Source organism: Parashewanella hymeniacidonis, assembly GCF_016900895.1.
Classification (GTDB): domain Bacteria; phylum Pseudomonadota; class Gammaproteobacteria; order Enterobacterales; family Shewanellaceae; genus Parashewanella; species Parashewanella hymeniacidonis.
The window spans coordinates 18,881-33,620 of the sequence record NZ_JAFEUN010000050.1; the positions used below are offsets into that span (position 1 = coordinate 18,881).

At 39.9% G+C, this 14,740-nt stretch carries 9 protein-coding genes; 7 read left to right on the forward strand and 2 right to left on the reverse strand.

Annotated features, from left to right (window positions below; genetic code table 11):
• Nucleotides 1–55 precede the first annotated feature (55 nt).
• Nucleotides 56–1,084 (reverse strand): nucleoid-associated protein YejK, encoded by a 1,029-nt coding sequence (gene yejK, locus JQC92_RS11475; RefSeq protein ID WP_204999783.1) that lies wholly within the window; start codon nucleotides 1,082–1,084, stop codon nucleotides 56–58.
• Between the two features lie 75 nt (nucleotides 1,085–1,159).
• On the opposite strand from yejK, the gene JQC92_RS11480 reads away from it, so the two are divergent.
• The 7 genes from JQC92_RS11480 to JQC92_RS11510 all read left to right on the forward strand — a co-directional run bounded on the left by JQC92_RS11480 (nucleotide 1,160) and on the right by JQC92_RS11510 (nucleotide 14,024).
• Nucleotides 1,160–1,381 (forward strand): YejL family protein, encoded by a 222-nt coding sequence (locus JQC92_RS11480; RefSeq protein ID WP_129946945.1) that lies wholly within the window; start codon nucleotides 1,160–1,162, stop codon nucleotides 1,379–1,381.
• Nucleotides 1,382–1,492: 111 nt separating this feature from the next.
• Nucleotides 1,493–3,277: a DUF3413 domain-containing protein gene (locus JQC92_RS11485; protein ID WP_204999790.1), complete on the forward strand. Its 1,785-nt coding sequence runs from the start codon at nucleotides 1,493–1,495 to the stop codon at nucleotides 3,275–3,277.
• A gap of 19 nt (nucleotides 3,278–3,296) precedes the next feature.
• Entirely contained in the window at nucleotides 3,297–3,716 is a 420-nt protein-coding gene (locus tag JQC92_RS11490) for a secondary thiamine-phosphate synthase enzyme YjbQ (protein ID WP_204999784.1), read from the forward strand.
• Nucleotides 3,717–4,209: 493 nt separating this feature from the next.
• On the forward strand, nucleotides 4,210–7,725 hold the full coding sequence (locus tag JQC92_RS11495; protein WP_204999785.1) for a cadherin-like domain-containing protein: 3,516 nt from the start codon (nucleotides 4,210–4,212) through the stop codon (nucleotides 7,723–7,725).
• A 161-nt stretch (nucleotides 7,726–7,886) separates the two neighbouring features.
• On the forward strand, nucleotides 7,887–8,768 hold the full coding sequence (locus JQC92_RS11500; RefSeq protein ID WP_204999786.1) for an ABC transporter ATP-binding protein: 882 nt from the start codon (nucleotides 7,887–7,889) through the stop codon (nucleotides 8,766–8,768).
• 10 nt (nucleotides 8,769–8,778) lie between these two features.
• Entirely contained in the window at nucleotides 8,779–12,342 is a 3,564-nt protein-coding gene (locus tag JQC92_RS11505; protein ID WP_204999787.1) for an ABC transporter permease/M1 family aminopeptidase, read from the forward strand.
• A gap of 122 nt (nucleotides 12,343–12,464) precedes the next feature.
• Nucleotides 12,465–14,024 (forward strand): SulP family inorganic anion transporter, encoded by a 1,560-nt coding sequence (locus JQC92_RS11510; RefSeq protein WP_204999788.1) that lies wholly within the window; start codon nucleotides 12,465–12,467, stop codon nucleotides 14,022–14,024.
• A 106-nt stretch (nucleotides 14,025–14,130) separates the two neighbouring features.
• Here the strand turns inward: JQC92_RS11510 and JQC92_RS11515 are convergent, their stop codons facing one another.
• A complete protein-coding gene (locus tag JQC92_RS11515) occupies nucleotides 14,131–14,595 on the reverse strand; it encodes a tRNA-uridine aminocarboxypropyltransferase (RefSeq protein ID WP_204999789.1) in 465 nt (154 codons plus the stop codon).
• Between the last annotated feature and the right edge of the window lie 145 nt (nucleotides 14,596–14,740).

A 14,740-nucleotide genomic window follows, 5' to 3' on the forward strand; every position in this document is an offset into this window, starting at 1 on the left:
TGGGCATAAAAAGTCATTTAGCGTTCAACTGAGTTTTTTTAGATTGAATTAAAATCTACTCACCTTTCAAGCGTCTATCCAACTGCTCTTTGAGGTTAGCTGGCACACCTTTAATCATAATCGTGTCAGAAATGGGATCGTAAATCACACGTTCGCCTAGGTGTTTACCGTCAAAACTTAAACTTACGCCACCACCTGTACCAGAAAACTTTTTCAATTGACGAAGCGTCGCTTTATCGGCAGGAAAAGACTCATCCAGTTCGTATTCACCAGTATTGGCAAAATCATAAAACGAATCCATTCCGCCCTCTTCTAACTCTGAAGCTAAGGATTTCAGATCGATATCATCTCCGACGTCAGACTGTTCAGTGCAATAATTGAAAACTTTTTCACGTACGTCTTGTTTTTCATCCTTTGTGAGCTCATTAGAGGAGACGAAATCTTCCAATGCAACCATTAAGTTTTTATTTTGTACTTTAGTATTAACACCTTCAACACAGCCCATAAAATCTAAGAAAAAGTCAGCCACTTTCCGCCCTGCTCGACCTCGCACAAATGAAATGTATTTTTTAGACTCAGGATCAGCTTGCAGCTCAGTTAAATCTATTCTGGCTGCTAACTGCAGGTTATTTAAATCCAAATGATTATTTTGTGAAAGCTCCATGTCATCTAATACAGTCATTGACTGTTTAGCATTTAACAATGCAACGAACAAAAACTCACTGGTTAAGTTGGTATAGCTTGCCATCAACAGGAAACCACCTTGGCTGAAGTCATACTTTGCTAACTCTTGCTGTAATAACTGACTCGCTTTGCTTGTAAATTCAACAAAACCTAATTCGCCTTGACGATATTGAGTTAATTGGTCTGAAAACACAGTACTGGCTTCACCATCTTCTTCAGGTACACCAAAATAGCCAAAGCCTTTGCCTGCTTTACTGGTATAAGTTTGATGAAGCTCTTCAAGCATTACTTCAACTGCGGAGCCATTAAGTAAAGGCTGTGGACGGAGCCGGCATGTTAATTTACCTTCAGCGGCTTGCGTGATTTCGTGAATAATTGCTTGGTCAATTGAAATAGTCATATGGCGTTAGTGATAGTCATTTAAATTTTCGGTATTATATGCCGCTAATTCTATTCTTTGTGAATCATTTTTTTTATGGCTGTACAATCTAAATACAAAAACGAACAAATCGAATCAATCATCAATGAAGTTCTTGCTGTGCTAGACAAGCACCAAGCGCCGATAGACCTAAGCTTAATGGTACTAGGAAATAGCATTACGCATATTATCGAAAGTAAAATTTCAGAAGAGTCTAGAGAAGCCATTGTTGAGCAGTTTGCAACGGCACTTAAACAATCGACTAAAGTTAAGAAGTAATTGACGCCTGTGATAGCGCAAGTTGCATCTTGAAGTATCACGGGTATAAGATAGTCACACTTAATCTTTTTTCTTAAAAAGCAGAAACTTGAGCTAATAATGCAAGATAATATCTTTGAAGCAAAAAAACGACTTGGAAGAGATAAAGTATCAAACTTAATCAACTGGGGACATTGGTTTGCTTTTTATAATGGCTTACTCGCCATTCTTATTGGCTCAAAATACATTTTAGCTTTAGGTTTACCTGAATCCATTGCGGGTTGGGGGTATTTGACTCTATACACCGTCGGCCAGTTTTGCTTTTTATCCTTTATTGTTTATTTGGTCTGTTTATTTCCAACAACTCTATTACTTCCCTATTCTAGAATCTTAAGAGGTTTTGCTGCCATCGTTGCTACAATAGGTTTAACGACACTGTTGTATGACACTAAGATTTTTGAGGTTTATGGAATTCACCTAAGTCCTTTCGCTGTTGACCTTGCATGGACTGATCTCAACGCATTGTTCCACGGCTATTCGTATTTTATTACCCCGATTATCATCCTTGTCATCGAGCTCACACTTGCCAACTACCTGTGGAAGCGAATTAATAAAATCCAAAAACGCAACAATGGCCCAAAAGTGTTAGCGGTTTTAGGTACGTGCTTCATAGGAAGCCACTTAATTCATATTTGGGCTGATGCTGCTAATGTCATTGATATTACTCGATTCGATGAAGCTTATCCGCTTTCTTACCCTGCGACTGCTAAAAGTTTTATGGAAAGACACGGGATAGAGAGAAGGCAAAGTTCACTGTCAAAAGTTGGAAGCGAAACAACTCTTGAATATCCACAAGTCGCCATGCAGTGCACTGCTGAGACGAAGCCAAATGTTCTTTTCATCTCAGTGACCAGTTTGCGCAAAGATATGCTCAATAAAGAGACGATGCCATTTTTATCTCAATATGCGCAAAATAACTTAGATTTCACTCATCATTTTTCTGGTGGTAACGGTTATAACAGCAGTATGTTTTCAATGTTATACTCGCTCCAAACCTCGTACATGGACTCTGATTTGTTTGCCTTTAAAACGCCTGTGCTAACGCAGGAATTTAAACATCAGGGTTATAAGTTAGGTCTGTTTAACTCAGAGAACTTTAATCGTGATGTTGAGCCACTCGCCATATTTAATGATTTCGATAAACATTTGGTTAAACCACATCATAACAATGCCATCGCAGATGCCAGTATTATTGAAAGCTTTAAAGCATGGAAAACAAAGCAACATCAACCTTGGTTCGCTTTAGTTAATTTAAATGCAACGGAAACTTACGACACGCCTGTAGGCTATCTTGGCATCAAAACCGTAAAAACGCCTGCAGACTACAAACCCGCACAGCGGGTGTTATTTAATCAATACCGTCAATCAGCAAGCTACGTTGATAAACAGCTAAAAAACCTCATCGATAATATTTCTCAAGATACGATCGTAGTGGTTACAGGTGCAAACGGTGCTGTTTTTGATCTCAAGAACGATTACAAAGATTCTTTGTCACCGCAAAATGTAGAAGTGCCGCTCGTTATACATTGGCCTGGTAAAGGCAAACAGGTAATTAACTACCGTACCACACACTACAATATTGCTCCGACTCTATTAAAGCGTGTGTTAGGTTGCTCAAACCCAGATACTGATTACAGCTCTGGTCATAATTTGCTTGAACCTAACCCGAATGATTGGGTTTATGTTGGAGACCAACGAGTCTTTGCTATCTATCAACAAAATGAAATTACTGTAATTGATAGGCATGGCAAGTATCGTATTTATGATATTAATTTCGAAAATCGCCTTCATAAAAAGCTGAGCGCTCCAGAACTTATTCAAGTCATGCGTGAAGGTCGCCGCCTTTATAACAATTAATGGTAAAACTTAGATTAATATGTGGTATCAAACTGAAATTCGATTATCAGCTAAAACTCGTGGCTTTCATTTAATTACTGACGAAGTGATAAATAAACTGCCTGAGATACAAAATCTTAATATAGGTTTGTTGCACTTATTCATTAAGCATACTTCAGCCTCGTTAACCCTTAACGAAAACGCAGATCCTACTGTTCGTCAAGATTTTGAAAGTTACTTTAATCACTCAGTAAAAGAGAACGAACCATACTATAAACACACTTATGAAGGCAGTGACGACATGCCTGCCCACTTAAAGGCAAGCTTACTAGGAAGTAGTGTCACTATTCCAATTACTAATGGCAGTTTAAATACAGGGATTTGGCAAGGAATTTACCTAGGTGAACACCGAGACTATGGAGGCTCAAGAACTTTAGTCGTAACCATTCATGGGGAGTAATTCATCTTCAGTAAAAAGAAATTAACTTTATACAACCACTCATTTTAAGTTACTTATACCAACTACAGTAATTAAATTCACAACTCAGAGCTCTGTACGCCATCAAAGTACAAGCAAAATTGGCGAAAACATAGCTATTCTACGTTGAGATAATTTTGAGTAGTAATTTGGTGGCGTACAAGCTCCCAATGGGCAAGGCTAAAGCTTTCCAATACAGCGTTACAAGTTTTTGCATTATCCCGATAGTGCTGCAGACTTGCGTCTTGTACTGAAAATCTTTAGCTATTGCTGAGTGGGAAGTTAATTAATGTAATTGGTATTACTTGCACTATCCTCCTCCGTTTTACTCCACAGACTCAGCTCTGAATAAACAGACTCTTACTACCCTCCTATTCGTTTAATATTTCATCAATAGCATTTTTTTGTTAACACTAAAGTGTTAACATTACATTTACAAAAAATCAGTCTTCACAAACGAATCAGGGGAAGATTCATGTTTACTCGCCATAATTATAAGCATTTAAGCGCTACAATTGGTTCCATATTACTTCTTTCAGCCTGTGGCGGAGGTTCATCAGATAAAGATGACGCTACCAAACCCACTCCACCACCATCAGGAAATACGGCACCAACATTAATTGTGAGCCAATTTACTGTTGATGAAGATGATATGTTAACCTCAAAAATTAATTTTAGTGATGCAGATGGCGATAGTGTAACTTTAACCGTTGTATCTCAACCCGAAAACGGAACTTTATCAGTCAGCAATAACGGTAACTTTGATTATCTACCAAAACAAAATTTCAATGGTAGCGATACATTTACTGTAAAAGCCAGTGATGGTACTGACGAATCTGCTGCAGTTGCATTCAATATCGAAGTGAACCCAGTTAACGATGCACCGACAGTTTCAGTTGAACAGTTTTCAATCGATGAAGATGAAGACAAAGCCTTAACTTCAACTATCAACTTTACTGATGTTGATAGTGACTCTGTTACTATAGAACTCGTGAGTGAAACGCAAAATGGTGAATTAACCCTTTCAGCAGACGGTATGTTCAGCTATTCACCAAACATCAACTTCAACGGAAATGATAGCTTTTCTGTGAAGGCCAGTGATGGTGATGCTCAATCTTCAGTAACTGTATTTAATATTGAAATTGCACCCGTCAATGATGCACCAACAATCGATGATATCGAACCATTGTCATCCAAAAATACTGTAATTGAATTCACCATTCCAGCGACTGACGTTGATGGTGATGCATTGTCATACTCCACTAGCGCTGAACCTAAATATGGCACCCTATCTATCTCTGAAGCAGGCATAGCCACATACACCCCTATCGAAGGCGCTGCAGGAGAAGAATCATTTCAAATTACCGCTTCAGATAATCACGAATCGGCATCTACAACGGTAACTATTGAAAATAATCTCGCTTATGAAGGACAAGTTAATGTCGACGACTTGGCGGATGTTCAAGTATTTTTAACATCTCCGTCGTTATTACTTCAAACAACACCAGCTTCTGATGGTAGTTTTAAGTTCTACACAGCTTCCGAGCAAGCTTTCGCTGTCAAAGCCCAAAAGGCAGGTTATCAGGCTGCCCCTGCAAAATTTATTGACCCAAACGCCCAACAAGCTAATAGTGCTTCTTTTTCTGCTCAAACAGAATCTAACGATGACAACGTTTTTGAGCTAACAAAAATTGAAGGTGATACCTTCACTTATCATTGGGCTGAAGATCAATCTACAGCGGGCACCGAATACTCTGCTAATGTCAATCAAGCTATTGCTATCGAATTTCTAGATGAAGAGATTACGCCTATTGATCAAGCTGCTGCCGACAAGTTACGTCATGATTATAATGTAGTACTTGTTGATTCAGAAAGCGGCACATGGTCCCAAGAGCATGCATACCGCATTCTCGAAACAATGAAATCAATTCCCCAAATACAACGTAATTCGTATAAAACACAGACATTAAAAGCAAGTAAATGGCAACTTACTCAAGATTTCCTGCAAGACGACATCAGAATTTCTGAATCAAATGGCTTCAAATCAGTAACGATTTCAATCGCCGCTTTTGTAAATGCAACACCGAAAGTAGCTTTAGCTGATGGTCGACGTGGTGTGTTCTACTCACAACGACTACATCATGCACTGGTTCGTTACGTTACTAATAATGGACAGGATAAGACAGCTGTTGAAAAAATCCTTAATGACCGCTTCGGTATCAGTTCGAAAATTTCAAGTTACCCAACATTAACGCAAAACACGACAAATGAAGGTGCAGGTCGTTTCCAACAGTTCCATTCTGATGAGATTGTACGAATCATCAATATGTTTGAAGAAATGCCAAAAGGCATGCACAAACTGGCTGACCTAAAATATCTCGCTCGTCGTCTCAACGGTACACCACACCCACTTTATCCGACTGCAGCTGCAGTAGCTTGGCCTTCCGAAACCTACATTGAGTTTATGGAAACGGCCTTCACTGCAAGTACCGTAGCTCATGTACATCGATTGATTATTCATGAAAAAGCACACTTTTTGTGGGCTAACCATTTCGACCAAGCTCTAAAGGACGATTGGATTGAGCTCGGTGGTTGGTACTTTGAAAATAATGAATGGTTTACGACCAAACAAACTGAATTTGTATCAGCTTACTCTCATTCTGAAAACCCGAATGAAGACATGGCCGAAACTGTCGCCTATTTCATTGTTAATCCAGACAAATTACGTAGCCGCTCATTAGCAAAATATGAATTTGTGCGTGACCGCATAATGCAGGGTAGCTTCTATCTTTCACAAATTCGTGATGACTTAACATTCCAAGTTTATAACCTATTTCCTGACTACGTATTCCCTGGGAAAATCAACCAAATCGACATCAGTGTTGAAGGCGCTGCTGACGAAGATAAAACGGTCACCGTAGAGCTAAAGCTACACGCACTTGATAATCAACTTGAAGGTGCCAAACATGCATACACTCGGATATTCAGTGAAACAGGCACCTATGTTGATTTATACCTATATCCGACTAATGGTCAGAACTTAGGAACAACACTCAAAGGGAGTTTCACTCTAAGCAAAAGAGCTAAAAATGGTTTCTGGCGTCCTGATCAAATCGTAATTTCTGACGAAGTTGGCAATGAGAGATATGCAGGCGCAAATGACTTTGGATGGAAGTTATTTGTAAACAATAGCTTAGAAGACATCATTCCACCTCAATATATTGCTAATACCGCATCATTATCAAAAGTCACTACTACCCGTGAAGGTAATGAGGTCCAAATCATTACTGCAGAATGGGAAGTTGATGAAAATGCTGAAATGGCAAATAATGGTGCATGCTATGCATCGATGAATGATCAGATCCCCGATACTTATCGAGTTGAAGAGCATGGAGCATACAATGCATCCACGGCAACATGTACGATTCAATTTATCATGCCTCATTACATGCCTTCTTCAACGTACTCGATGAATTACATCAAGATGAAAGACAAGGCTCTTAATACCCAAGGGGTTTACTTTACTCACCCAGGGCATGGTCTTAGAGATAGTGATGTTGTTACTGATGAGCAACCTCAATCAATTGAACTAACGACAAATAATCCTGACCTTGAATCACCTGAGCTTGACCTTACTAATATTCAAGTGACCGCAGCGCCAATAAACCCTGCTGCACCTAATGGTGAAACAGAAGTAACCATCACCTTTAAAGTGCGAGACAATATTTCAGGTTATAATATTGCTTCACTGCAACTGAGAGATCCACAAGGCGTTGAACATCATGAGTGGGCATACAATGAAGGTACATGGGCTCTATTTCCAACGTCTGATCCTACTCAATGGAAAACATATACTCGTACAATTATACTTCCAGCAGGTTCTGCTCCAGGTACTTGGGGAGTGAGTGAAATGACCATATATGATCGAGCCGGAAACTTCCAACGAAATGACTTTACAGAAATTGTCCATTTTGATGTTCTTGACGATTAATTCCTTCAAAACAGCCTAAAATGAACATCCGAACTCAGCAATGACTCGGATGTTTTTTTATTCAACACAAAAAATTCACAAATAATTACATATTGCAAAATGATTAAGTGGGCTGTTACTGATAGCATTTAACACTTTTACAACAATATGGATTTGTTAAGATGCTAAAAATCACAGGGCTAACTAAAACCTACGACAATGGGGTTAAGGCGCTTGATGGCGTAAACCTTAATATAGACAAAGGCATGTTTGGTTTACTTGGACCAAACGGCGCCGGGAAGTCATCATTAATGAGAACGATCGCTGGACTGCAAGATGCGGATGCTGGTTCAATCAACTTTAACGGTATTGACGTTCTCTCAGACCCACAATCTCTGCGTAAAACGTTAGGTTATTTACCGCAAGATTTTAATGTCTATCCAAGAATCAGTGCATTCGATTTATTAGATCACTTAGCCATACTTAAAGGCTTAAATAACAAGAAAGAGCGTAAAGAAGTTGTCGAAAACTTACTGGCTCACACCAACCTCTTCCAGCATAAGAATAAAGCTGTTAGTGGATTCTCAGGTGGTATGCGTCAACGCTTTGGTATTGCTCAGGCTTTATTGGGTGATCCTCAATTATTGATTGTCGATGAGCCAACAGCAGGGCTTGATCCTGAAGAGCGTAACCGTTTCCATAATTTACTTGTTAGCTTAGGCGAAGAAAAAGTCATTATCCTTTCTACACATATCGTGGAAGATGTATCTGAACTTTGCTCAAATATGGCTGTACTGGCATCCGGTAAAATCTTGTTAGAAGGCCACCCTCAGCAGTTAGTTCATTCATTGAATGATCAAATTTGGACCAAAACTTGTAGCCAACAAGAGGCACAGGAGTTGGAATCTCAACTTTCGGTGATCTCAAAGCGCTTATTTGCGGGTAAAACCATCATTAATGTATTGGAATCAGAATGCCCTGATGGATTCACTCCTGCACAAGCTGACTTAGAAGATTTGTATTTCTCTACCTTACACAACCACCGCAATCCAACAGCGGCATAAGGGAAGCGACATGTTTCTATCAAGTTTAACATTTGAATGGCGGTATTATATCCGTCAACCTTCTTTCTATGTCGTTGCTACACTTTTTTTCCTGCTGAGTTTTTTATCTGTCGCATCTAATAACGTGGTTATTGGCGGTGGTGGGGAAGTAATGAAAAATAGTGCTTACAATGTCGCTTTAGCCGTAACGGTAATGACTTTCATTGCTATGTTCGCTGTGGTTAACTTCATTGGTAGCACTGCAATTCGTAACCACCAGCACCAAATGGAAGAGTTAGTCTACAGTAAACCTTTAAACCCTCTTTCTTACCAATTGGGAAGGTTGCTTGGCAGTTATGCCGTTGTTCTAACGACGTTTGCTTTTATTCCACTCGGCTTATTACTTGGCACGTTCATGCCTTGGCTTGACCAAACTCGCCTAGGTCCGGTTGAACTGTATTATTACATTCAGCCTTTCTTTGTAATCGCCGTTCCAAGCTTATTTCTGATCTCTGTAATGTTCTATGCAATGGCGAATCGTTTTCGTTCGTTAATGGCGTTATATCTAACTGCCGTCGCCATGTTAGTACTCTACAACATCGCAGGTGAGCTCTTTAGCCAACCTCAGTATCGTGAAATGGCAGCAATGCTCGACCCATTTGGTCGTTTTACTTTTGCTGAGATCACTCGATATTGGACGATTGCTGAAAAGAACACTCAAGTATTACCTCTTGAAGGTTTATTGCTTCAAAATCGCTTAATTTGGTTAGCATTAGCTCTCGTCATTCTTTTTGTATCAGGTATTGCAAAACAACCGACCCTAAGCAAAAAGAAGGATAAAAAAGCAGGTAAAGTTGAAACAGCACCAGAATTAAAGCCACTGGCAGAACTTGCACGTTCAACTTCGCCAAATAATCTGGCGCAGTTTGTAACTCGAGTAAAGTTTGAAGTTCGACAAGTCATCTTTAGTGCGCCTTTCCTTGTGCTTGGTTTGCTCACTGTCTTCAACCTTGTTGGACCAATGTTCGACGATTTCGGTTGGTACGGAACTTCAAATTGGCCGCTAACTGCTGCAATGGTCAGCGACATCACGGGTGCAACAAGTTTGCTGATGGTCATCATCTTAATCTATTACAGTGGTGAAATTGTATGGCGTGAGCGTACCTCTGGTATGGGTGACATCATTGACAGCTTACCGGTAAAAAACATCAGTTTTTGGACGTCTAAGTTACTTGCTGTTGCTATGGTCATGGCGTCACTGTATGTCATTTCAATGGTCACGACCATTTTGTTCCAGTTGCTTAAAGGCCAAGGACATTTGGAGCTATCGCAATATGCGATTCGATTGAGTTACTTCTATTTACTGCCGCTACTCATGAGCGCAGTAATGGCGTTCTTTCTGCAAGTTTTATCGCCAAATAAATACATGGGAATGGCACTGTTTGTCGCCTACTTCTTAACCACGTTTATTATGGCGAATTGGGGCTTAGGTCATAGCTTGTATAACTTTTCAGCATCTCCTACCACTTCATATTCAGACTTAAACCAGTACGGGATCAGTCTGGCATCGCACAGTTGGTATATGCTGTATTGGGGCGCATTCAGTACCATACTCTTTGTTATCGGCTTTGGGTTATATCATCGTGGTCCCAAGCAACCGCTAAAAGCACGTTTTAAATCACTTGGCTATCAAATTGGGTTTACTGGTAAAGCAACGATAGCAGCCAGTTTAATCGTGTTTATCTCAACCGGTAGCTTTTTGTATTACCAAACTAATGTGGTGAACAGCTATCAAACAAGAGATGAAAGCTTAGATTCACGTGCTGACTATGAAAAAGACTTTAAACAGTTCCAATCACTGCCTTTGCTGACCACAACTAAAGTCAATGCAAACGTTAATATTTTTCCTCAAGAGAGAATGATAGAAGCAGACTTTGATATCACGTGGCAGAATCGATCAGGTCATGCGATTGATAAAATCCTTGTCAGCCTACCTTCTCATACACGAATTGAAGATTTAGCCATTTCGATTCCAAATGCATCTTTGGGTGAATTTGAATCAAAATACGACACAGCATGGTTGACCTTTAGTAAGCCTGTTAAACCCGCTGAGACGGTACAAGGTACTATTCAACTGACACGTAAAACAGTCGGTATTGAAGAATCCGGTATTGATTATGCGGTACTGCAGAATGGTACCTTCATTAATAACGCAAGTTTACTGCCGAGTTTTGGCTATAACGAAAATGCCGAGCTTTCCGACCGCCATGAACGTACCAAGCGTGGTCTAGAAGAAAAGGCTCGCAGTAACAAACTTGAAGATGAAAACTTCCATCACCAAAACTTCTTTGGCGTTGACGGTAACTTCATTAAGTTTGAAACTACGGTTTCGACTTCTGGTAATCAAATTGCACTTGCACCAGGGTATTTGCAAAGAGAGTGGCAACAAGATGGCCGTAACTATTTCCATTACAAAATGGATAAACCTATGGTTAACTTTTATGCTTTTATCTCCGCAAAGTATGAAGTGAAAAAAGAGCAATACAAAGGCATCAATATTGAGGTGTATCACCACCCTACCCATAAGTGGAATGTTGATCGCATGATTGAGTCGGTTAAAGATTCAATAGACTATTTTTCTGAGAGCTTTGGTCCATATCAGCATAAGCAAATGCGTATTATGGAGTTCCCTGCCTATCGCTCATTTGCACAGAGTTTTGCGAATACGGTGCCTTACTCAGAAAGTATTGGTTTCATCACCGACTTACGTGATCCTGACAATATCGACCCTGTGTATTACGTCACAGCGCATGAAGTCGCTCACCAATGGTGGGGACATCAAGTCGGTGCCGCTAACGTTCAAGGTAGTGCTGTAATTTCAGAGTCACTTTCTCAATATGCGGCATTAATGGTGCTTGAGAAAAAGTATGGGAAGAACATGCTCCGTAAATTTATGAAGCATGAACTGGATAGATACCTGCGTGGTCGCTCAAATGAACGCATTAAAGAGATGCCACTGCTGCGTAGTGAAAATCAAAGTTATATTCACTACCAAAAGGGATCTGTCATTATGATGGCGCTGAAAGACGCATTAGGTGAAGCACGCTTAAATGCGAACTTAAAAGCCTTCTTAGAGCGTTATAAATATCGTAATGATCCATATCCAACAACGCTCGACTTAGTCAGCTACATCAAAAGTGGATTAAACGAAGAGCAAGCACGGCTAGTAGATAATTCGTTTAATGAAATCTCCATTTACGACTTACGAGTACAGGACGCTCAAATTGCCAAGTTAGACAATGGTAATTATCAAGTGGATATGACGGTATTTGCATCTCGTAAATCAGCATCAGGAAAAGGTGAAGAAACAGAACAGCAATTAGATAATCTTATCGATATTGGTATCTTCAGCCATGACCCTGAAAAGTTGACTGATGATGCTCAAGTTTTACTTTTAGAGAAACATCACATTATGTCTGGTGAGAATAAACTGAGCTTTGAGGTTAAAGCGGATTCAGAGCCTAAATTCTTAGGTGTTGATCCATTTATTAAGCTCGTTGATAGAGATTCTAAAGATAATATCTATAAGCTTTAAGCATTTCTTAAAACTTTAATAAAAAGCAGCCTAAATTGGCTGCTTTTTTATCAATTTTTCTGCTAAGATCCCCCGCTTTGAATTTTTCATCCTAATCACATTTAACTTTAATTAGAGGTCAGATGTTCGACTTAATTCGTCACAAAACTGCTAGCTCTAAAGCCGATATTTTATCGGGGCTTACCGTGGCCTTAGCTTTAGTGCCTGAAGCTGTTGCTTTTGCATTCGTTGCGGGTGTAGAGCCAATGGTTGGCTTATATGCGGCTTTCATCATGGGTTTAGTTACCGCTGTTATTGGCGGTCGTCCTGGTATGATTTCAGGTGCAACGGGCGCTATGGCTGTTGTAATGGTTGCTCTAGTAGCGCAGCATGGTGTTCAATACCTTTTTGCTGCCGTCGTGCTTGCAGGTATTATTCAAGTTCTGGCCGGTGTATTTAAACTCGGTAAATTCATTCGCATTGTTCCCTACCCTGTAATGATAGGTTTTGTGAACGGTCTTGCGATTGTGATTTTCCTTGCTCAGCTTGGCCAGTTCCAAGTCCCTGACGCAGCTGGCATTATGCAATGGCTACCTGCGAACCAACTAATGGTCATGCTTGGACTGGTTGCATTAACCATGTTCATCATTCACTTTTTACCGAAAGTGACTACTGCAATCCCATCTTCACTTGCTGCCATCTTAACGGTAACCGCAATTGTGGTTGGTATGGATTTAGATACACGTAATGTATTGGACTTCCTTCGCTCAATGAGTGGTGATGTAAATGCAACCATTGCTGGTTCGTTACCAACATTTTCTATCCCATCTGTTCCATTTAATATGGAAACACTGATGGTCATCCTGCCTTACTCTGCAATTCTTGCAGCGGTTGGTTTGATTGAGTCGCTTCTAACACTGACTGTTGTTGATGAAATGACTCAAACTCGTGGTAAAGGTAACAAAGAGTGTGTGGGCCAAGGTATCGGTAACATTACCAGTGGTTTCTTCGGTGCTATGGGTGGTTGTGCGATGATTGGTCAATCTATGATCAACATTAACTCTGGCGGTCGTGGTCGTTTATCAGGTATCACTGCAGCATTAGCCTTATTAGCATTCATCCTATTCGGGGCAGCTTTTATTGAAATGATCCCATTAGCTGCATTGGTTGGTGTGATGTTTATGGTTGTGCTTGGTACATTCGAATGGGCCAGCTTCAAAGTCATGCGTAAAGTGCCTAAGCACGATGCTTTCGTCATCATTTTAGTAACAGTAGTTACGGTATTTACTGACTTAGCCTTTGCTGTATTTGTTGGTGTGATTGTATCTGCATTGGTTTTCGCTTGGGAACACGCAAAGCACATTAACGTGCAAACCGATACTGATGCTAACGGCTGGAAAGTTTATCGCCTTAATGGTCCATTATTCTTTGGATCAATCTCTAACTTCTTAGAGTTATTTGATGCAAAGAGCGACCCAGACGATGTGATTGTTGACTTTCAAAACTCTCGTGTAGCCGACCATTCAGCTCTTGATGCCATTGATACACTGGCAGAAAGATACATGAATGAAGGCAAGCGTTTGCACTTACGTCACTTGAGTGGCGATTGTAAACAGCTACTGAGTAAAGCTGGCGACTTAGTTGAGGTGAACTTAATTGAAGATCCGCATTACCACATTGCTGATGATAAACTAGATTCATAACAATAAATGCTCTCATGATTATGGGAGCTGAATGACAATGATACAACAGCCGAGTTAGTTAAATACCGACTCGGCTTTTTTGTATGTATTTTTAGAAAATTTACTTTTAGTTTACAGCAACAAACGCCTCAAACTCAGACTGCAATTCCTCAGCTGTTGAGACTATACCTTTAGCTTTCAGCAACTCAATAACACATTCAGCAGTACATAAACCATTCGGTTTTTGATTGCGCCTCAATTGATAAATGGATTTTGTAGAGGTTTCAATTTTCACTTTGGGAAGATCTTTTAGATATGCACTTTTATTGTATATTTTCTGCGCTTCTTGCCATGTACCATCCAGCACAATATAGCTATCAAAATCAGTTTCAGCGGAGACGACTTCACTGTATTCTGTAGGATAAAGCAGCGCAACTTTACCATTTTCAATTTGTGCTAGTAACTCAGGATCAGGATTCTTCCTTTCCCAAACCACAACACGAGCATTTTCGCCCAAAACATCAGAAACCAAAACACCAGTATTGGTCTTTTTTGAAACTTCACGTTCATGAGTTAAGAGGATTATATTCATGTTTAAAATTAATAAGATGTCCATCTATACCCATGATACTTGAAGATGCATGTTTCAGGACTTTTTCAGCGCCAATTCTTTGAGGCGCATTAGCGAAGGAATATCGGGATTCTTTCGAGCTAATGTAACAAAGAAGAATTGTCGC